19 protein-coding genes and 2 pseudogenes are annotated in these 19,255 nt (G+C 55.6%); 14 read left to right on the plus strand and 7 right to left on the minus strand.

Annotated features, from left to right (window positions below):
* Window positions 1-34: 34 nt before the first annotated feature.
* Window positions 35-1,936: a TRAP transporter permease gene (locus ACT4ML_RS19490; RefSeq protein WP_138246968.1), complete on the minus strand. Its 1,902-nt coding sequence runs from the start codon at window positions 1,934-1,936 to the stop codon at window positions 35-37.
* A gap of 343 nt (window positions 1,937-2,279) precedes the next feature.
* Here ACT4ML_RS19490 and ACT4ML_RS19495 point away from each other — a divergent pair, with 343 nt between their 5' ends.
* From ACT4ML_RS19495 to ACT4ML_RS19505, 3 genes are all read left to right on the plus strand, one after another.
* A complete protein-coding gene (locus ACT4ML_RS19495; protein WP_138246967.1) occupies window positions 2,280-2,837 on the plus strand; it encodes a UbiX family flavin prenyltransferase in 558 nt (185 codons plus the stop codon).
* A gap of 116 nt (window positions 2,838-2,953) precedes the next feature.
* Window positions 2,954-3,952, plus strand: a complete 999-nt coding sequence (locus ACT4ML_RS19500; protein WP_138246966.1) for a TAXI family TRAP transporter solute-binding subunit — start codon at window positions 2,954-2,956, stop codon at window positions 3,950-3,952.
* A 167-nt stretch (window positions 3,953-4,119) separates the two neighbouring features.
* A complete protein-coding gene (locus tag ACT4ML_RS19505; RefSeq protein ID WP_175416497.1) occupies window positions 4,120-5,541 on the plus strand; it encodes a UbiD family decarboxylase in 1,422 nt (473 codons plus the stop codon).
* A 111-nt stretch (window positions 5,542-5,652) separates the two neighbouring features.
* On the opposite strand, the gene ACT4ML_RS19510 is transcribed toward ACT4ML_RS19505, so the two are convergent.
* Window positions 5,653-6,111 (minus strand): CoxG family protein, encoded by a 459-nt coding sequence (locus ACT4ML_RS19510; RefSeq protein WP_138246964.1) that lies wholly within the window; start codon window positions 6,109-6,111, stop codon window positions 5,653-5,655.
* Between the two features lie 367 nt (window positions 6,112-6,478).
* On the opposite strand from ACT4ML_RS19510, the gene ACT4ML_RS19515 reads away from it, so the two are divergent.
* Window positions 6,479-6,712, plus strand: a complete 234-nt coding sequence (locus ACT4ML_RS19515; protein ID WP_138246963.1) for a DUF2061 domain-containing protein — start codon at window positions 6,479-6,481, stop codon at window positions 6,710-6,712.
* Window positions 6,713-6,781: 69 nt separating this feature from the next.
* Here the strand turns inward: ACT4ML_RS19515 and ACT4ML_RS19520 are convergent, their stop codons facing one another.
* Window positions 6,782-7,450 carry a nucleotidyltransferase family protein gene (locus tag ACT4ML_RS19520; protein ID WP_229504802.1) on the minus strand — a complete coding sequence of 223 codons (669 nt, stop codon included), beginning with the start codon at window positions 7,448-7,450 and terminating at the stop codon, window positions 6,782-6,784.
* A gap of 901 nt (window positions 7,451-8,351) precedes the next feature.
* Here ACT4ML_RS19520 and ACT4ML_RS19525 point away from each other — a divergent pair.
* From ACT4ML_RS19525 to ACT4ML_RS19535, 3 genes and pseudogenes are all read left to right on the plus strand, one after another.
* A pseudogene (locus ACT4ML_RS19525) lies at window positions 8,352-8,685 on the plus strand (site-specific integrase); the annotation flags it as partial.
* A gap of 192 nt (window positions 8,686-8,877) precedes the next feature.
* Window positions 8,878-9,165 carry a hypothetical protein gene (locus tag ACT4ML_RS19530; RefSeq protein WP_444722353.1) on the plus strand — a complete coding sequence of 96 codons (288 nt, stop codon included), beginning with the start codon at window positions 8,878-8,880 and terminating at the stop codon, window positions 9,163-9,165.
* Between the two features lie 270 nt (window positions 9,166-9,435).
* A pseudogene (locus ACT4ML_RS19535) lies at window positions 9,436-11,109 on the plus strand (transposase).
* 386 nt (window positions 11,110-11,495) lie between these two features.
* Here the strand turns inward: ACT4ML_RS19535 and ACT4ML_RS19540 are convergent.
* The 3 genes from ACT4ML_RS19540 to ACT4ML_RS19550 are packed head-to-tail and all read right to left on the minus strand — an operon-like array spanning window position 11,496 to window position 12,598.
* Window positions 11,496-11,741, minus strand: a complete 246-nt coding sequence (locus ACT4ML_RS19540) for a HalOD1 output domain-containing protein (protein WP_138246960.1) — start codon at window positions 11,739-11,741, stop codon at window positions 11,496-11,498.
* Between the two features lie 3 nt (window positions 11,742-11,744).
* On the minus strand, window positions 11,745-12,353 hold the full coding sequence (locus ACT4ML_RS19545; protein ID WP_444722354.1) for a DsrE/DsrF/DrsH-like family protein: 609 nt from the start codon (window positions 12,351-12,353) through the stop codon (window positions 11,745-11,747).
* Complete coding sequence (locus tag ACT4ML_RS19550; RefSeq protein ID WP_444722355.1) at window positions 12,353-12,598, minus strand: sulfurtransferase TusA family protein; 246 nt, start codon at window positions 12,596-12,598, stop codon at window positions 12,353-12,355. Before ACT4ML_RS19550 ends, ACT4ML_RS19545 begins: the two co-directional genes overlap by 1 nt.
* 243 nt (window positions 12,599-12,841) lie before the next feature.
* Between ACT4ML_RS19550 and ACT4ML_RS19555 the strand changes: the two genes are divergently transcribed.
* From ACT4ML_RS19555 to ACT4ML_RS19570, 4 genes are read left to right on the plus strand one after another with little or no spacing between them, the layout of a single operon-like run.
* Window positions 12,842-14,035 carry an MBL fold metallo-hydrolase gene (locus ACT4ML_RS19555; RefSeq protein ID WP_444722356.1) on the plus strand — a complete coding sequence of 398 codons (1,194 nt, stop codon included), beginning with the start codon at window positions 12,842-12,844 and terminating at the stop codon, window positions 14,033-14,035.
* A gap of 6 nt (window positions 14,036-14,041) precedes the next feature.
* On the plus strand, window positions 14,042-14,599 hold the full coding sequence (locus tag ACT4ML_RS19560; protein WP_444722357.1) for a YeeE/YedE family protein: 558 nt from the start codon (window positions 14,042-14,044) through the stop codon (window positions 14,597-14,599).
* A complete protein-coding gene (locus ACT4ML_RS19565) occupies window positions 14,596-15,057 on the plus strand; it encodes a DUF6691 family protein (protein ID WP_444722358.1) in 462 nt (153 codons plus the stop codon). The genes ACT4ML_RS19560 and ACT4ML_RS19565 overlap by 4 nt, the downstream gene beginning before the upstream one ends.
* Window positions 15,058-15,107: 50 nt before the next feature.
* Complete coding sequence (locus ACT4ML_RS19570; protein ID WP_444722359.1) at window positions 15,108-16,280, plus strand: anion permease; 1,173 nt, start codon at window positions 15,108-15,110, stop codon at window positions 16,278-16,280.
* A 52-nt stretch (window positions 16,281-16,332) separates the two neighbouring features.
* Here ACT4ML_RS19570 and ACT4ML_RS19575 read toward each other — a convergent pair whose 3' ends face one another.
* Window positions 16,333-17,178, minus strand: coding sequence for a universal stress protein (locus ACT4ML_RS19575; RefSeq protein ID WP_444722360.1), 846 nt, complete (start codon window positions 17,176-17,178; stop codon window positions 16,333-16,335).
* A 364-nt stretch (window positions 17,179-17,542) separates the two neighbouring features.
* Between ACT4ML_RS19575 and ACT4ML_RS19580 the strand changes: the two genes are divergently transcribed.
* The 3 genes from ACT4ML_RS19580 (at window position 17,543) to ACT4ML_RS19590 (ending at window position 19,236) form a co-directional block, all read left to right on the plus strand.
* The gene (locus ACT4ML_RS19580) at window positions 17,543-17,689 is read left to right on the plus strand and encodes a DUF7512 family protein (protein WP_444722361.1); all 147 of its coding nucleotides are present in this window, start codon (window positions 17,543-17,545) and stop codon (window positions 17,687-17,689) included.
* Complete coding sequence (locus ACT4ML_RS19585) at window positions 17,690-18,727, plus strand: sulfite exporter TauE/SafE family protein (protein ID WP_444722362.1); 1,038 nt, start codon at window positions 17,690-17,692, stop codon at window positions 18,725-18,727.
* Between the two features lie 101 nt (window positions 18,728-18,828).
* Complete coding sequence (locus ACT4ML_RS19590) at window positions 18,829-19,236, plus strand: helix-turn-helix domain-containing protein (RefSeq protein ID WP_444722363.1); 408 nt, start codon at window positions 18,829-18,831, stop codon at window positions 19,234-19,236.
* Window positions 19,237-19,255 lie beyond the last annotated feature (19 nt).

A 19,255-nucleotide genomic window follows, 5' to 3' on the forward strand; every position in this document is an offset into this window, starting at 1 on the left:
GATTCCGATTGAGCAGCCTGAATTCCGATGTCTGTTAGCTGGTTCGCCAACTCGCGACGATATCGGCGCCGATCTTCACCTGACTGAGTAGACCGAGGAAGATCAGAAGGAGCCCGATCCAGTAGAACGACGATGCGAAGACCGTGACGAGGGCGCCAACGAGGAGAACGACCCGTTCAATAAGCGTTAGTTTTGTGAACAGATATCCGACTCCCGCAGCGGAGATCACGACAACGACGACCGTTGCGATAGCGAACCACTGACCGATCTCGATCGACGTACCGATTCCTAATAATGACGGGTGAAGGAGAAACAGGAAAGGGACGATATAGATTGCTAGTCCCATCTTGAACGCTTGTATTCCCGTTTTCCATGAACTCCCGCCGGAAATACTCGACGCGGCAAAGGCCGCAATCGCGATCGGCGGTGTGACCATTGAGATGACTGAGAAATACAAGCCGAAGAGGTGTGCGGAAATCGTCGGCATGCCGAGTTCGATAAGCGTTGGAACGGCGAGGACCGCGACGGTCACGTACGCAGCAGTCGTCGGCATTCCCATACCCAGAACGAGACAGATAACCGCAACCAGAATGAGCGTAGGAACGAGCATTCCGGCCGTGAGAGAGAGAATAATGGACGTGATCCGCGCTGCGATGCCCGTATAATAGACGATGCCGATGATAATACCCGCTACTGCACACGGAATGGCCGCTGAAACGACCATCTCTGCCGCTCGTTTGAATGCCCCGAGGTAATCGACGAACGACATGCGAGTCGTTTCGTGGAACGCGACCGTAACGAACGTCAGTAGAACGGTAACCGATGCCGCGTATTCGACATTCATCGTCGTATACATTACGAACAATAGCCCGAGAATAGGGATTGAGAGATGAAGTGACCGACGGATGGACGTTGCTAGCGGTGGAATATCCTCGGTGTCAACCGTTCCGATATTCTGCCGAGTGGCCTCGAAGTGGACAGACGAATAAACGCCGACGTAAAACAGGATTGATGGAATGATTGCATAAATAACTATTTCGAAGTACGGTATTCCGGAGATGTCTGCCATAATGAAGGCCGCAGCACCCATTACGGGTGGCATCAGTTGCCCACCTGTTGAAGCGAGCGACTCTGTCGCACCAGCGCTCTCGGCATCGTATCCCGATCGATTCATCATCGGAATCGTAATCGACCCGGTCGAAACCGTATTAGCCACGGCGCTGCCGTTGATCGTCGCCATTAAGGCACTGGCGGCGACGGCGATCTTGGCTGCACCTCCTTTCAGGTCCCCGCCGATGGATTTCGCGAGGTCAAGGAAATTATCGTCAGCCCCGCTTTGAAGGAGGATCGATCCGAAGAGGACAAACAGGAACACGTATCGGGCCGACATTTTCGCTGGTGTTCCAAAAAATGACTGTTCAGTGAGAAAGAGAATGTCGATAATCCCCGTATAATCGAGTCCACTGTGTGCGAAAATCGGTGGCAGAAGCGGTCCCAGGAAACCGTACGCGATGAACGTTCCCGCTATCGCGGCGAGAGCAACGCCGATAATGCGTCTTGTCGCCTCGAGCAGGAGAATCACAGTGAGCGTTCCGAAAAACAGATCCAACGTAGTTACCTCGTGAGCTTGCGGAATACGGGTCATAACCCGCTCTTGGATCATGAGAAGATATCCCATGATGATTACTGGTGAGAGAACAAGAACGATATCGATAATCGAATTGATCCGCTCGCTAAGCCTTGGTATCGATGTCGGATTAAGTGCGAATGCGACGGATGTTGCCGCCATGACGTGGACGTACGTCAGCGTCAATATATTCACGTACCGCAACCCGGCATAGAGATGGAAAATCGCCCAGGGAACACCGATAAGCCAGATGTAGTAGTCTCGCCAGTCGCTCAAGTTCAGATCGATATCCCGTGTTTTTCCAATCATTATTTCAGATCGTGTTGGTCGTATTGTCGTTCTCTATTGGCTGTAACGCGATCAGTTGACCATTGAGCACTACCTGCTAGTGTGTGGTTCGGTGGCTTGTGCCCCATGGGAACACATCTACTATAATGGTATATAATTCTTGGCTCATCACTATGCTATATCTTTGCTGATTTGAAAATATAGTTAGTCGAGATAGAATCATTTCCGAAGCTATTGCTGACCGAGATGATTGTGGGAAACGATTATAAGTACAGAGTCAGTATCTATTGGTATACCGTCTAAAGGGAAGTGAATACGATTTGAAATACAGAAATCTTCCAGGAGTGGAAGACCTCCCGCTAATATGAAACTGATAATCGGTATCACCGGTGCGAGCGGTATTCAGTATGGGGCCGCTCTCGTTCGATTACTGGAACAGACAGACGTTGAGTCCCACCTGATAATTTCGAAAAACGCCCGGTACGTGATGAGCATTGAAACTGATCTCCAACCGTCGACGATCGAGGAACGCGCTGATGTTGTTCATAACCCGAACGATATTGGAGCCTGTATAGCGTCCGGTTCGTTCAATTTCGACGGAATGATCGTTTGTCCCTGTTCGATGAAAACGTTAGGATACATGGCCAACGGTATCGGTGAGGGACTTATTCCACGTGCTGCTGATGTTTGCCTCAAAGAGGGGCGAGATCTTCTCGTCGTGTTCCGTGAATCACCGCTATCACACACCCACGTGGAAAACATGGGAAAACTCAGTCAGGCAGGAGCGATTGTCGCTCCCGCGGCACCAGGATTTTACACTGATCCTGAATCGATTGACGAACTGATAGACGAGTTTGCAGCGAAGATGCTAGACCGGATCGGTGTTGAAGCCGATGAATTAACGCGCTGGGAAGGCCACTAATTCCTCGGTTTAGAGATCCAGTCTTACTGAGGCCATCTATAGAAGATAATATTCCACTTCTACCTTCCCGTATGTACGATAATTATATATGTGATGGTATGATATGACATAGTGGTATGCGCCGAAGAGAGTATCTTGGAGTCTGTACAGCATCAGTAACGGGCGTCGCAGGACTCGCCGGTTGCATGGGTGGAGACGTAGGAGAGTCGCTGAGTATGTCGACGTTCGTTGAGGGGACGGGATGGTATGTCCTCGGTTCGGCAATCGCGGATGTCGTTCCTGATTATCTCCCTGATGGGTCAACTGTTGATGTCGTTCCCGAAGGAGGCGGAGTTGGGAGCGTTGATCTCCATCGCGAAGGAGTCGCAGACTTCGGAATTACTGCACCGACAAGTGCGAGGTGGGCACAAAACGGAGAGTTCGTTTTCGAAGATGACGGCTCGTACGAAGAGATACGAGCACTCGTCGGCCATCTCGACACGTACTGGCTACCGATAGCTGTCACCGAAGATACCCCGATAGACACTTTCGCAGAACTCCGTGAGGAGGAGTATCCACTCGAACTCGCGATCGCGACTGCGGGGAGTTTGGGTGCAGTTGGTGTCGAACAGACGCTTAATGCCCATGACATCACGTTTGAGGATATCGAAAACTGGGGCGGTCGAATAGAGCGAATGGATTTCGGCGATATGGTCTCAGCCATCGAAGGTGGTGATCTAGAAGGAATGGGCCAGGTGGCCACACCAGGACATCCCACGTGGACGGAAATAACCAATAGCGTCGATATGAAGTTCCTGCCCCACGATGAGACAACTGCTGACTATCTCACCGAGCGGGGATGGTTAGATATGCCCGATCTCCCAGAAGGCGAATTCAACGCCTCCGACGATATCCGCCAGGTCGGGTATCGATCGATGCTCATGACTACCGAGAGCCTGGACAACGAGATTGCCAGTTCGATAACCGAGGCCGTCATCGAAGAACAGGATTCGATTGAGGCTGCTACCACTGCCTTCGAAGTCTTCGAACCGGAAAGCGGCGCGAGTGATGAATGGGTTCAGATTCCATTCCATGAAGGTGCGGAAGACTTCCTCACCGAGCAGGGTCACCGCTGAGTTCGAACGCCCGGTAGTAGCAATCCTTGATCGGGCTTCTAGGTTGCTGTATTGATACCGAATACCCGACAACCGTGAGTACGTAGTTCCTCAGGGGGAAAGTTGTGCCGCAACCCGTCTCTTTACGGATCATTATCGGATTACCTCTGATGAGGACTCGACGAATAATGACAGATAATTCAAACTTACGAACGTTCCTCTCGGAGATTGCTCAATCAGAGGGCCTAACCGAGATTACGAACCCGATTTCACCCGATCTTGCAGTGACGGAAGTACTCTGGTCATTCGAACAGGCTCACGAGAAACCGGCCGTCTGGTTCGACTCCGTTAACGCGATCGACGGAACCGAAGCGGAGTATCCAGTCGTCACGAACCTCTTCGCCGATCGAAAACGTTGTGCGCAAGCGCTTAATTCGACCGTCAGAGATGTTGGACTCGAATATTACGAACGGGAGCGCCAGCAGCGGCAAATCAAACCCCAACGAACGGAATCGGCGACTGCTCCTGTCAAGGATCACGTCGTAACAGGACAAAACTGTGATCTCTCGACGCTACCAATCATCACCCATCACGAGGGCGATGCCGGACCATATATCACGGCCGGTGTCTGTATCGTTCCGTCACCGCCGGACAAGGATTGGGGGTACAACGCCGCGACGATTCGACTTGAGTACCGCGGGCCTCGCGAGCTTGGATTATTTATGATCCCAGGTCGTCACACCGCGAGTTATTTCGAGGCATACGAGGAGAACGACGAAGACATGCCGATCGCGATCGTCTTGGGTCATCATCCGACATTCCATTTCGGTGCTCAGACGCTCCATTCGATCGACATCGATGAGTACAATGTGATCGGCGGGATGCGGAAGTCGGCATTACCTGTTGTGGAGTCGGCGACCCTAGGTGACGACCTTCTCATACCAGCGGACGCGGAGATCGTTCTCGAGGGGGAAGTACAAGCAGGCGATCGGATTGAAGAGGGACCATTCGGTGAATATGCTGGCTATTATGGGGACCAAGCGGCAGATAGACACAAAGTCCGGGTGTCAGGAATGAACTGCAGGTCAGATGCGATTTTTCACGATATCTTTGCCGGTCACCCAGATCACTTGAATCTCGGTGGCATTCCCATTGAAGGGCGTATTTATGATAGCGTCAAGGAAACTGTCTCGTCCGTCGAAAACGTATATCTACCACCGTCGGGTAACTGCCGCCAACACTGTTACGTGAAAATTGATAAGAAAAAACCCGGACAGGGACGGAACGCAATCCTCGCAGCACTCGCGCCGTACGATCTTGTCAAACACGTAATTATAGTTGACTCGGACGTGAATCTATTCGATGACAGAGATATTCTCTGGGCCATTGCGACACGATCTCAGTGGGATAAGGATCTGATTGCTGAAGGCGGTTTCAGTTCGATAACTCTTGATCCCTCCGCTGAAAATTACGAGATCACTGCCCGTGGCGGTATCGACGCGACGATGGAACTGGACGAGGAGTACCCCGATCGACTCGAGTCAGCCGGGATTGACGTTGAGGAGTTCCTGGATTCCGCGACGAAAACCTTGGACATGCCGGACCGGTAGACCGTGGTGCTCGAATCACTGAACACGCTTTGCATTCGTTTTGCGTACGTAGTTCCAGCAGTGTCCAATGTCACTACCAGCTACGAAATGGGTGCTATGGGACCCGTTTGACTATGCGTGGGCTTCCTGCGACTCGACGTACTCCTCGACGTTGGTAAAGAAGGTGTTGAGGTCCTTGTTGACTTTCCGTTTGATGATTCGTGATCCGAGCGAAGCGAGTTTCCCGGAGAAATCGAACTCCGTCTTGTAAACGAGATTCGTCTCACCGTCGTTGGTCGCCTCGAAGTCGACGTGTGCCGTCCCGTTGACGCGACTGTTAATCGTGTTGTCAATGGCCTCGATCTCGCATTCGAGCCAGTTCGGTTCCTCCTTGTCCACGATTTCGACATCCGCGGAGAGCGTCAACGAGATGCCTGCGAGTCCCCGCTCCAGGGTACCCTCGTAATGGTCACCGTTTCGCTCTAAGGTCTTTGCACCGGGGATTGTCTCCTCGAGCGTTTTGGCATCGAGAAGCGTTTCCCACAACTGTTCCGGTTCCTGTCCGATAGTCTGCTCACCGTTGATCTCCATTGTTGCGACGTTCTCCCATACCGGGAAGATACGTATAAATCTTCGGGAAAAATACGGAGGTTGTTACACAAGTATGCGTGTAACACGAGGGTATACGAGGTTCAGTACTGAGAGGTGAGGTCAGATGTCGCATCCCCGCAGATTGCCGTGGCGGAACGCATCCGATTCGATATTGTTATCAGAGCTCTCAGTTACAAACGATCGTTTGTAACGGACATGTGGAAATCGAAGTCGATAGTCCGCCACAGATTGCATCTATCGTTACGAGCACTGCGGGGACTCCGATGAAAGAAACCAAGTATGGTTATCAATCGGCAACTGTGTTGCCAATATCGGTTATTTATATGATCAACCACCAAGACATCGTATGGTGCGGAACGTGATCTCACAGTCAACGCTACAAGCCCAAAAACGTGCTATCGTCAAAACGCTGTGTTATCGACTGTTTATGCTAACGATTACCGTAACCATTGCGTGGATTATAACTGGTGATATAAGTAATGCAATTAATATAGGTATTATAACCAACTTATTAAAGACAGGAACGTACTATCTGTATGAACGTATATGGGATCGAATCACATGGGGAGTAATTACCTAATCCCGCTGTGGCATCCATACGAAACATGTGATAAACTACAATTCTCGGTAGTCGTCGAAGGTCGTAGAATTATTCGAGATTACGCAAGTCAGACGGGAGGTCAATATCCCGGAGAACCCCGGGATCGGCCGTCTCCACAGCAGCCCCGTCGTCAGCGGAGAGAAGAAGTTGTCGGCCACCGCTGTCTCCCGTAACGCTGAGGAGTGCACCGAAGAACTGAGCATCGAATAGGACTGGGTTTCCACGCTGTCCCCTGTAGGCAGCTGCAAGCGCTGGCCGTTTTTCAGTAACGTATGCGGCGATGAGTTGATTGACCGTCGATGATGCAACGCATGGCATATCACCAAGTGCGATTACCGCCGCGTCGGCCTCGTGCTTGCATACCGTTTCTATTCCCGTCTGCACGCTTGTGCTCTGTCCCTTTTCGTAGTCGTCATTGACGCGTATTTCCACATCGAGCCCGCTGACAGCAGTTCGAATGTCGTCCGCTTGGTATCCGGCAACCACCGTGACGCCATCCACGCTGGACGAAACGAGTGTCCGTGTCGCATGCCGGACGATCGGTTCACCGCTGATTGACTCAAGTAGCTTATTTTCCGTTCCGTATCGATTGCTGGTGCCGGCTGCGAGGAGAACGCCCCAGATGGTTAAGTCACGATCCCGTGCACTGTCTGAATCAACAACTGACATCACAGGAAGTGAGTCCGTATACTCGTTTCTATCCTGAACCGGACTCATTCGTTCACTAGTGAAAACCGCAATAGGCATACCCGTTTCGAATTTGGGACGAGACAGACCAGTTCTTGTCACCAATAGAAACATATTATACTGGACGCTAATTTAGTGAACTATATAGTTTAGTACCTCTGTTAGAACACATATATTTACTTATTTGTACGACTGTAATGCGTTATAGTTGTGCATAAAGTATTCAATATAGTCTCTAACGCTGCCTAGCTACCTACCCACGAGTCGTAAAACGACAATTCTCATCGTCAAGGTGCGAAATCGCTTTTCTATCAGTCTCCGATCGATATAGTTAAGATTACTGTTCAACCTTAATCAGAAGAAGAGCTTAGATAGTTGAGGCAATTGCCAAAAATCACAGTGTTGGAAATATCGTGTTTTAGACAATTTATGCAGGAGATCAGCGGTTGGTCGGTATCTCGTGGTCCGAGCACTGCGACATCAATAATAAGACCTGAATCTGGAATATTGTAGTATATGACCAAGATTAGACGAAGTTAATTTTTGACAGAAACCTCATCAATAGCGACTCGAGATAGTTCCACTGTCACAGGTCTGGGATGCTGTAAGACAGTTGATTGAAATACCAGATTGCTTGGTGAGAGCGTTCTACGCTAAGCAGCCGAAGATGTTGAGCTATCGACTTTTCTCCGATAACGGTAGTTCTTCTGTTCGTTCGTCGATCCAGGTGCAGCACCTGAGCTCATCAAGACCCTGATACAGTTCGCGAGTGAACCGACCGTGGTCGATTACGGCGGCGGTCGTCCAACTGAAGAACAGACGGAAGCAATGACTGACCTCGCAATCGCAGTCCATCCGTTTGCTGTGAGTCAGATCCGGGAAGGGCGTCTGTCTGTGTGACTGACTACGTCGGACACTTCAAAAGAACACTATGGACCGGAATATACCCACCGGACGAACACAATTGACCCCACTCACCGACTCGTTTGAGCGCTACCTCCAAGACAAGGGAAAGGGGCGTGGGGGCGACGGCGGGAGTTACCGACACAACGCAGCGCGCGAACTCGAGCGGTTCGCTGAGTGGGCCGCCGGTGATCGTGGCGACGACGACTGGACCGGGATTGTTCCCGACAATATCGACCGTGAATCCACCTTTGAGGACCTCGACAAACGCGTGTTCCGCGAGTATACCGGTACTCGCCGGTGACCGAGGGATCAAACAGAACACTGTACAAACCTATTACCGCTATATCTCTGCATGGTGCCAGTAGTTGAGACCAGTCATCTCAATGCATAGAGTTTCGCCATGTCTCGGAGGATAGTTTTGTTTGGTTCTTGATTACACTCTATTCTGCAACGGCTATTGGGTAGGTCTGCGCACTGAACAAGTACCAGAGAATAAAACGGCTGTTTAACCTATGAGAAGACTTATGACAGTGAATTATCATTACTTTACTATGAATCGCCGCCAGATTCTTGGGTCTACTGGTGTCGGCCTCTTGCCCTTTTTTGCAGGGTGTCTTACTGCCAACGATGAAACAGAGACGCCAACCAGAGAAGAAAATAACAATTCAACTGAAACAAATGGAACCGAAGAAACTCCTCAACTCTCCTGTTCACTTCATATCGAAATACTTGAAGAGCCACCAGAAGACGCTCAAATAGTCTCTGCCGAAGAGGAACACCTGCTGGCTATTGGTAGTATAAAGCGTATTTTTGAGAAGGCAACTAATTCGAATAAGTAATATACGACAACAACAAGGAAAAGCGGAGAATATGAGCAATTCAATATCTCTCCAAAATCAGACGATGAAATAGAAGAAGTTAGAGATGCGTTTGAATCACTTCCCTCTTATGATAATCCCGACTATCCTCCCGGAACCTACCTGACGACTGACTCCGCCGACGTAGTATTTGCGATTACGGAAGACTGTTACTAATACTGAGCGACGTGTTCTTCACCTGTACTGATCGGTTGGACGGATTCTTGAGTGTGTCGTGGCCAGTATCTCGTAGTGACTACGGTTCGTGAGTCTCGCCGAGCTGTCTTCCGACGAATCGCACGACGGTCGTACGCTGACTGGCCAGTATACGATTCAACACCACTGTACGACCGAACCTCGCTTGCCGGGTTGGAATCGGACGTTCGCATCGTCTCGGGAATCTGATTCAAACACGACACTCACGACTCAGTTGAGCAGTTCGTCTGCTCGCTCCCGTTAGCCTACTTCCGGTTCGAGGCCCACGACCGCTACGCGAATGCAAGACGCTACAAGATGGATGCGCTTTTTCGGGTGTTCGTTCTGAAGGAACTCTACGGATGGGATAACGAGACGGCACTCGTTGAGTACTTCAATTGTCGTCCAGAACTCTGTGAACAATTAGACCTGGAGGTAGTACCGGACCAATCGACGCTGTGGCGCAGCTGGCACAACCGATTCACTGCCGAGCTTCGCAATACAGTCGAGACAGCTGCGCGGACCATCCTCATCAAAGCCCAGAACGCGGGTGTCGCTGTTCCGCGCGAACCAGAACGGCACCTTCCATCTCACGACAAAGAGGACGAACCACACCCAGACGATCAAGCTGTCCTCGACGAAGCGGCACCGATTACGGACCACGTCAGCCGCGTCGTCTTCCCAGCGTTCTCGTTGGATCGTGGTGAGGGCTGTGAAATCCACCAGAACGCCTTCTGGGATTTACAGACGTATCTCGGACTTCGCGAGAGACTGGCTGCGAACGAAGGGGCTCGCAGTTTCGTCTATGAATCGACGCGTGACCGGACACCGCTGGGGCACGCCCATCGCGAGCACATCCGCGACCTCTCGATTCCACAGGTCCGAGAGATGTACCGGCAGGCCATCAATTGGCTCCTGAACGAAGTTGCGGAGACAGAGCAGTTCTTCCGAGCTGGGATCGTTGCCATCGACATTACCGAAGCTGACCCCTTCACCGGTGATCGAACGGGCCACGAGGATGAGATCATCGGCACGAAGGAGAACACCGACGAGTACGCCTACCAGTGGGCCACTGTCCAGTTGGTCGGCAATGCGGTTCCAATTGTGCTGGATGCTCGTCCAGTTCGGAGGGGTGAGTCACGCAAAGAGATCGTCGAAGACTTGTTGGACTCTACCGAGGAACTGGTCCACGTCGATAACGTCCTGATGGACCGGGAGTTCGATAGCCAGCACGTCCTGGAGATGATCAGCCAGCGCAGGCTGTCGTATGTCGTCCCGAAACGGATGCAGACCAGCGAGAAAGCTCAGGCAAAGCGGTTGCTCCAACACGGCCAAGATCGGTACGAGACCGACCGGAAGCTCCACCTCGGAAACAACGAGTGGCACTCAACGACGCTGATCTACCGGCGCAAAGAGAACGCTGAGCACGACGACCACCGGCAGTACTCGGTGTTTATGACCAATACCGTGAGCGGATTTCTCACTGAGTACGGGTGTCGGTGGGAAATCGAGAGCGGCTACAGGTCGATCAAGCGATTCATGGCCGCGACGACGTCGAAGAATTTCGGGCTGCGATTCTTCTACTTCGCGTTCGCCTGCCTGCTGTACTCGATCTGGAGAGCCGTCGATTTGCTCGTGCAGGTCGAGTTGACTGACGAGTACGAGCATTTGCCGATTGTGACAGCGGATAATAAACTTACACTCTTGAAGAAGGAGACGGGAATCGGATAGACAGCCGCTCAGGCCGGCCAAATACCTGTTCTTGAGTGGTAACACTGGGTATATTCTCGAAAAAATCGCTGAAACAGTTGAGAAGTGAACAAGAATGGTGTTCTCAGAGACTCCCTAAGTCTGATTCCGTGACGAAATTCGACTGAAACAACGCATCACGGGCCCGCTAACCCCTTGTAGTCTCAACTTTCACAACCTCGGAGGATAATTTTGATGCGTGGCTTTGTTTCTCCCTAGCTAGAAGAGAAACAGATAGCAAGTAGAGTACGACTTGCTCAGTAATTAATCGATTCCAGACCTCTGCGTCACATGATTCAACCGACGGGTGTAGTAGTGGATGAAAATGACAATAGCCGAGGGTCGTAGAATCGAATCCCAAACTCTTCTTACGACAGTTTGACGGCCCCATCCGAAGAGATTGTTACGTCATACCCCCGGTACCGGAACGAAACGTGTCCGCTTCGGACCGAGTCGTCAGCAGCGGTCGGTTCAAATAATCGGTCCAGCGCAGCAGGATCCACAACGTCGTTGAGCGGTGGCTTGAGGATAATCGGCGAGACATCTTCCGCGTCGGCAATCGCTTCAAGGACGCGCAGGCTCGGCTTTGAGCGCGTGGACTCGGTGTCGGTCATGGCTCAGACGAGGAGCTGGATGTCGGATTCAGCCATGTGCTGCAACGCGGTGGCCGCGCCGACGCCGGTGGTGACGCCGTCGTGGAAGTCGTCCTCGTCGTAGTCCATCAGCTCGATCGTCATCTGACAGGCCTGCAGATCGACGCCGCTCTCGAGCGAGAGGTCGATCAGTTCCTCGATGGTGGCGGTCCCGTTGTCGTCGATCTTCTTCTGCATCATCTTCGTGGCTATCGTATCCATGCCGGGGAGCGCGGCGACGGCGTTCGGGACAGGCATGTTGGGATTGCCGACGGCACTCAATTTGAGATCTTTCGACTTCTCCTCGTGGAGAATGTCGAGCCCCCAGAACGTGTGGAAGACGACGACCTCCCAGCCGAACGCGGCCGCGGTGCTCGCGAGGATCAGCGGCGGATACGCCATGTCAAAACTGCCCTGCGTCGCCACGATCGTCATCTTCTTTTGGTTGTCGCTCAGATCCGCCTCTGCGAGGGACTTCTCTAACTCCTCGACGCGCTCGCGTAGGGCCTGCAACTCGGCGGTATCGATCTCGGGGTTGGATTCGGCGTCCGCCTCGCCGTCTTCGAGCGGTGTCGTTTGATTGTCCGTGCTCATTATTCGGTTTTCTTCACGTAGTGGGTGTAGATGTCGTCCCCTTCGACCTGCTCGAGGAGTTCGACGCCGTCGGTGCCGTCGGCCCACCCCTGAATGTCGCTCATGCTGCCCGAGTCAGTCGCGACGACCTCGAGGACGTCGCCGGCCTCGAGCTCGTCGATCGCTTGCTTGGTCTTCACGATAGGCATCGGGCAGGACTGTCCTTTCACGTCTAGCGTCTCCGTGCTCTGGTATTCCGAACTCATGATTTCGTTTTGTGCTCCATATTGGAGCTATCACACAATATTGGTGGCATCCATATAAGGCCTCCGATTATTGTACAATACACGAACACCCTTGGACCAGAGCAGGGTATGAAATAGTTAGTATCCCCCTCATACGCGCATTTATCCTCAATAAGGAAGTGATTGGCTAGTCTGTATTGTGGGTAATAGGAATTACTATACAAACCCTTAAGTGCCAGTGGCCGATACTGGAAACCGTACAACATGGATGATATGGATCTTCCAATGCCGGACGTCGAGATCGAATCGGTCAGTCCAAACGGATTGAAGGACCGAATCGACGCGGGCGAGGACGTCACGCTCCTCGATACCCGTATGGAATCGGAGTACAACGAGTGGAAGATCGACGGAGAGACCGTCGAATCGATCAACATTCCGTACTTCGAGTTCCTGGACGACGAAATTGACGGCGACGTCCTTGCACGGATTCCCGATGACCGCGAAATTACGGTTCTCTGTGCGAAGGGGGGCTCGAGCGAGTACGTCGCCGCGACGCTGAAAGAGCGCGGGTACGACGTCGATCACCTTGAGGATGGGATGAACGGCTGGGCGCGTATCTACGAGCGCGTGGAAGTCGAACGCTACGACGGTGCTGGGACACTCTACCAGTACCAGCGTTCCTCGAGCGGCTGTCTCGGCTATCTCGTCGTCGACGGCAACGAGGCGGCCGTGATCGATCCGCTGCGCACGTTCGCGGATCGGTACCTCGAGGATGTCGTCGACCTCGGCGCCGACCTCCAGTACGCGATCGACACACACATCCACGCAGACCACATCTCGGGCGTCCGTAATCTCGACGCGGAAGGCGTCGAGGGAGTCATCCCCGAGGTGGCGGTCGACCGCGGCGTCACCTACGCCGACGAGATGACTCTCGCGGCAGACGGCGACGAGTTCGAAGTCGGCGACGCGACGATCGAGACCGTCTACACGCCCGGACACACCTCCGGGATGACCTCGTACCTGATCGACGATTCGCTGCTCGCGACCGGCGATGGGCTGTTCGTCGAGAGCGTCGCCCGCCCTGACTTAGAGGAGGGCGACGAGGGCGCGGAAGACGCCGCGCGACAGCTCTACGAGACGCTGCAAGAGCGCGTGCTGACCCTGCCTGACGACACGCTGATCGGCGGGGCGCACTTCAGCGACTCCGCCGAGCCCGCCGACGACGGCACCTACACGGCACCGATCGGCCAGCTCGAGGCGGAGATGGACGCGCTGACGATGGACGAAGACGAGTTCGTCGACCTGATCCTCTCGGATATGCCGCCCCGTCCGGCCAACTACGAGGACATCATCCCCACCAATCTCGGACAGCAGGAGGCTGACGACGAGGAGGCGTTCGAACTCGAGCTCGGTCCGAACAACTGCGCCGCGAGTCAGGAGTCCCTAGCCGGTGACTAATATCCAATGGTAACTGGCCCAGTCCCGCTCCAACTGGCCGCCGAGCTGTTCCCCAGTGGGATTAGTCGCTACGCAGTCGGCGGTTTGCTCGTCGGTCTCGGTGCGGTCGTGATCTACGTCGGGACCGGGATCCCGGCCGGGGCGAGCACGTTCCTCGAGTCGACGCTATCGTACGTCTCCGGACAGTCGCGGTTCCAGCAGTACGTTTCGTCCCGGGATTGGCGCGTCGTGTTCACGCTCGGCATCATCCTGGGCGGGCTGGCGTTCGCGGCGACGGTCCAGTCCGGGGTGATAACGACGTCGCTCTACGAGGCCGGAACGACCGGTGAACTGTACGAGATCGGCGGCGTGACGCTCTGGTCGACTACCGTCCAGCCGTGGCGGCTGTTCCTGGGCGGCATCCTGGTCGGGATCGGCACCCGGATCGGCAAGGGATGTACGTCCGGCCATGGGGTCTGCGGCGTCGGCTCGGCGTCGAAGACGTCGCTCGTCGGCGTGGTGACGTTTCTGACTGTCGCCATCGGGACCGCTCAAATCGTCGCCGCGATGGGGGTGTCACCATGAGCGAGGACCGCCACCCGCTGTTCATGCCGCTGATACTCGTCGGCGGCATGATCTTCGGGTTCGGGCTCGGGTTCAGCCAGATGGCGCGTCCGGAGGTCGTGCTGAACTTCCTGCAGTTCGAGGACTTCGGACTGCTGTTCGTCATGTTCGGCGCGGCGATCGTCTCCGGGGTCGCCTTCGCCGTGATGCCGCGGATCCGAGATAGCGCGCCGCTGACGGGCGATCGGTACGAACGCCGGCTGAAGCCGTTCGACCGGAACGTCCTGATCGGCGGCACGATCTTCGGCGTCGGCTGGGGGCTCTCGGGAATCTGTCCCGGCGCCGCCTACGCCAGCCTCGGCGTCGGCAATGTCACTATCCTGTGGGCAATCGCCGGCATGTTCGCCGGCGCCTACCTGCAGGGAGTCTGGCGAAGCAAGCGCACCGCGGCCGCCACGGCCCCGGCAGGTGCCGATTAGCGACGTTCGCATTTCGTGTCTCACAAGCTGAAACGGAGGCGGTTCGTCTAATGGATCCAGGAACGATACTACTGTTCGCAGCCGCCGTTCTCGCAAGCCTGTTCATGGCTTGGGTGATCGGCGCCGGTTCGAGCGGCGCGACCCCGTTCGCACCGGCGGTCGGCGCGAATGCGATCTCAACGATGAAGGCCGCGTTTCTCGTCGGTCTCCTCGGGTTCGCCGGCGCGGTGACGCAGGGTGCGAGCGTCTCGAAAGCCGTCGGGAGTGGCCTCGTCGAGGGCGTCACGCTCCCGATCACCGGCGTCATTGTCGTGTTGTTTCTCGGCGCCGGCCTGATGGCGATCGGGATCTCCACCGGGTACCCTATCGCGACCGCGTTCACCGTGACCGGATCGGTCATCGGGGTCGGCTTCGCGCTCGGCGGTGATCCTGCCTGGGGGAAGTACGCCGAAATTGGCGCGGTCTGGGTACTCACGCCGTTCGTGGGCGGCGGCATCGCCTACGGGCTCGCCAGTACCCTCCCGCGACCCGACGTCCCCGAGGACGTCAGCGTTCCGATCCTCGCCGGAATCGTCGGTGTCGTAGTCGCGAACCTCGAGTTCTCGTTCTGTTCGTCGCTCGGGGGCACGCTCGCCATCGCCGGGGTCGCGCTGGTTCCCGTCGACGGCGTCGCCGCCACGATTGCGGTCTCGCTCGGTTTCGGAGCCATCGCCGCGTCCGTCGTTCGATGGGACGTCGGTCGCGATCAGGTCGGCGGTCTGCGCCGGTTCCTGCTCTCGCTGGGTGCGCTCGTGGCGTTCTCGGCGGGCGCGAGTCAGGTCGGGCTGGCCGTCGGCCCGCTGTTCCCGCTGCTCGAGGACTTATCGATGGTGTCGCCACTCGTGTTGTTACTCGGCGGCGGTGTCGGGATCCTCGTCGGCTCCTGGACGAGCGCACCCCGGATGATCAAGTCGATCTCACAGGAGTACGCGTCGCTGGGGCCGCGCCGATCGATTTCGACGCTCGTCCCCTCGTTTCTCATCGCACAGACCGCGGTCTCGCTGGGTGTCCCGGTCTCGTTCAACGAGATCATCGTGAGCGCCATCGTCGGCAGCGGGCTCGCGGTCGCCGGTGGGGACGGTGTCAGCCCCCGAAAGCTGGGACTCACGGTCGCCGCCTGGGCGGGGTCGTTCGTCCTCGCGTTCGGACTCGGCTACGGCTCGATGCTTCTTCTGGAGCTCTGAGACTACCGGCGGACGCGTTCGGTTCCCTCGAGGCGACGTTTCGAGTCGCCGATCAGGCTGCTCTGTCCGGCGGGATCAGCATGACGTTCCCGTCCGCCCGTGCGACGACGTCTTCGGAGACGCTTCCGAGCAAGAGTCGGCGGAGCCGGCTGTGTCCGCGCGAGCCGACGAGGATCGTCGTCGGTTCATACTCGTCCTCGACGGCAAGGATCTCGTTCGCCGGATCGCCCTGTCGAATTGCTGTTCGCGTCTCGATCTCCCAGTTATCGAGCCTGGTCGCCAGCTCTGCTAATCGCACTTCGGGGTCAGCGCCCTCCGGAAGCGCCGGATCCTTCGGCGTTTCGACGTGGACCAGCGTCGCCTCCTGCGTCGCGTGACGGAGGTACGAGAACGCCTCGAACGCCCGCTCGGCGTTCTCCGAGAAGTCCGTCGCAAACAGCATTCGCCGAAACAAGTGTTCGCGGACGACAGCTGGCTCGTCCGCCCCGCGTTCGATCCGGTTTACCAGCAGTGGAACGACCGTCGTCCGCGCGAGGTTGCGTGCAGTCGATCCGATAACGCGGTTCTCGAGCGGACTCTTCCCACGCGAGCCGACGACCGTGAGGCTGGCGCCGACCGCCTCGGCGACGCCGTTGATTCGCCGATGGGGCGTGCCGCGGACGATGTGCGCCTCGACGTCGAGGCCCGCCTTTTGGATGACACGGCGGTAGCGATCGAGCGCCTGCTCGCGTCGTTCCTCGAAGTCTATTCCGGGCATGCCTGCGTGGACGTTCAACGGGATCACGGTTACGAGGTGGATCTCCTCGACGCCGATTCGGCCGAGGCACTCGAGACAGGTCTCGCTCTCGATCGTCGCCTCGCTGGCGGCGGAGAGATCGGTCGCACAGATTGCTTTCATACTACCCGTAGGTTCGTCGACATGATATTGTTTTCGGTAAACAATACCGAAAGCAGGAGGTCGATCGCGAACGATACGGACTGCGACCTGTCCATCGGCGACCGTACGCCAGTAAGACGTCACGAATGTAATCGGCAGAATCGCGTGAGACAGTTGCCTCGACCGCGCATGAACTGTATAGACGGCTTGCGGAACGAACCAGGTATCAGTATAACTTATCCGAATATCCTCGTAGGATAGTCGTGAGATTGGCTGCTATAATATTGTACGAGATTCCCAAAAGCGTTATAGCCACCCTCCTGGTAGACGATACTGAGCAGAAACCCATGAGATGCACACAACCGAACGGTGGTGGTCGATCGCGATGATCGACCTCGCTGCGTCTTCGTCAGCAGTACAGTCAGGCGCTCTCGTCGGCGCCGTCCTCCTCGAAGCGTTCGTCCTCTACGTCGGGTACGGCGCACTCGAGCGAGTCGCAACGCCGATCGTCGAGAAAATCACACGCGCATAGATGGAGCCATTCGGAATCGCCCTGACGACGCTCATACTGTTCGTGAGCTTCGGCTTCATGGTCGGCGTGCTGTTCGGCTTCTTCGGAATGGGCGGCTCGTTCCTCGTCACGCCCGCGTTACTCGTGATGGGGTATCCCGCCAGAGTCGCCGTTGGAAGCGGCATGGCCTTCGTGTTCGGGACGGCCACGATCGCAACGCTGAAACACCGCGATCTCGGCCAGGTCGACTACAAACTCGGCGGGTTGATGATCGTCGGGACGACGAGCGGCATCGAGGTGGGGAGTCGAGTGGTGTACTACCTCGAGGAGCTGGGGCTCGCCAGCGGTGCCATCGGCGTCACGTATGTCGTCCTGTTGGGTTCGGTCGGGCTGTTCGTCACCCGAAACGCGCTCGTGAACGACGGCGGAGACGATTCAGGTGGCAGCCACCACGAGTCCGACGAGGAGTTCGACCCGGACGCGATTCCACCCCTCGCGAAGCGGATTCAGTCCTACCGCATCCCGCCGATGATGACGGTCGCTGGCGGAATCCAGGTCTCGCTCTGGTTGATTTTGGCCGTCGCGTTCACCACGGGCCTGTTGTCGGGCTTTCTGGGTGTCGGTGGCGGTTTCGTCAAGATGCCCGCGATGGTCTACCTCATCGGCGTCCCGGTTCCCGTCGCGGTCGGGACCGACCTCTTCGAGATCGTCTTCTCGGGCGGGTTCGGCGCGTTCACCTACGGACTCAACGGCGGCGTCGACCTCTCGATCGTCGCGCCGCTACTTGCGGGGAGTGCGCTCGGTGCCCGGATCGGCTCGGCCGCGACCGGCATCGTTGACGAAGACGACATCAAGATCTATTTCGGACTAATGCTGGTCGGTGGTTCGATCGCTGTCGCGTTCCGGCAGGCCGGCGACTACTTCGGGATGGACGTGCTGAATACGCTCAGCTTTGCCTTGATCCTACTCTCGGCGTTCATGGTCAGCGGGGCCGTGATCTATAGCACGATCACGACGATGCGAAAGCGGTCGAATGCGGCTGCGACGTCTGCAGATTGACGTCATTATCCCTACTCGTCCGAGTCGATCGCGGCTCATCGAGATTGTACAATACCCACACAACCCTTATACCGGTGTGGTTCCTATCATGAGATAGTAAAATGGCTAACTCAATGGCAGAGCAACTACAGCAGGATATGGAGTGCGAAGGGTTGCTAGAGTGCATCCACGGTCTCAAACAACTCGATAAGGACTGTTTCCGGGTAATGGTCAAAAGCGAAGAAGCGCTGACGATCGACGAGGTCGCCGAGCGAGTCGACCGGGAGCGGTCGACCGCGTACCGATCGATCCAGCGGTTGCTCAAGAGCGGCTTCATCCAGAAAGAGCAGATCAACTACGAGCAGGGCGGCTACTACCACGTCTACTATCCGACGGACCCGACCCAGATCGCGAACGATATGCAGCGAAAGCTGAACGACTGGTACGCGAAGATGGGACAACTCATTCAGGAGTTCGAGGATAAGTACGAACACGCCGAGGTCGACACCGAAGTGCCCGCTCAGAGCTGATCGTCCACCGACCGCGACT

This window comes from Natrinema sp. LN54, assembly GCF_052439245.1.
Taxonomy (GTDB): Archaea; Halobacteriota; Halobacteria; order Halobacteriales; family Natrialbaceae; genus Natrinema; species Natrinema versiforme_A.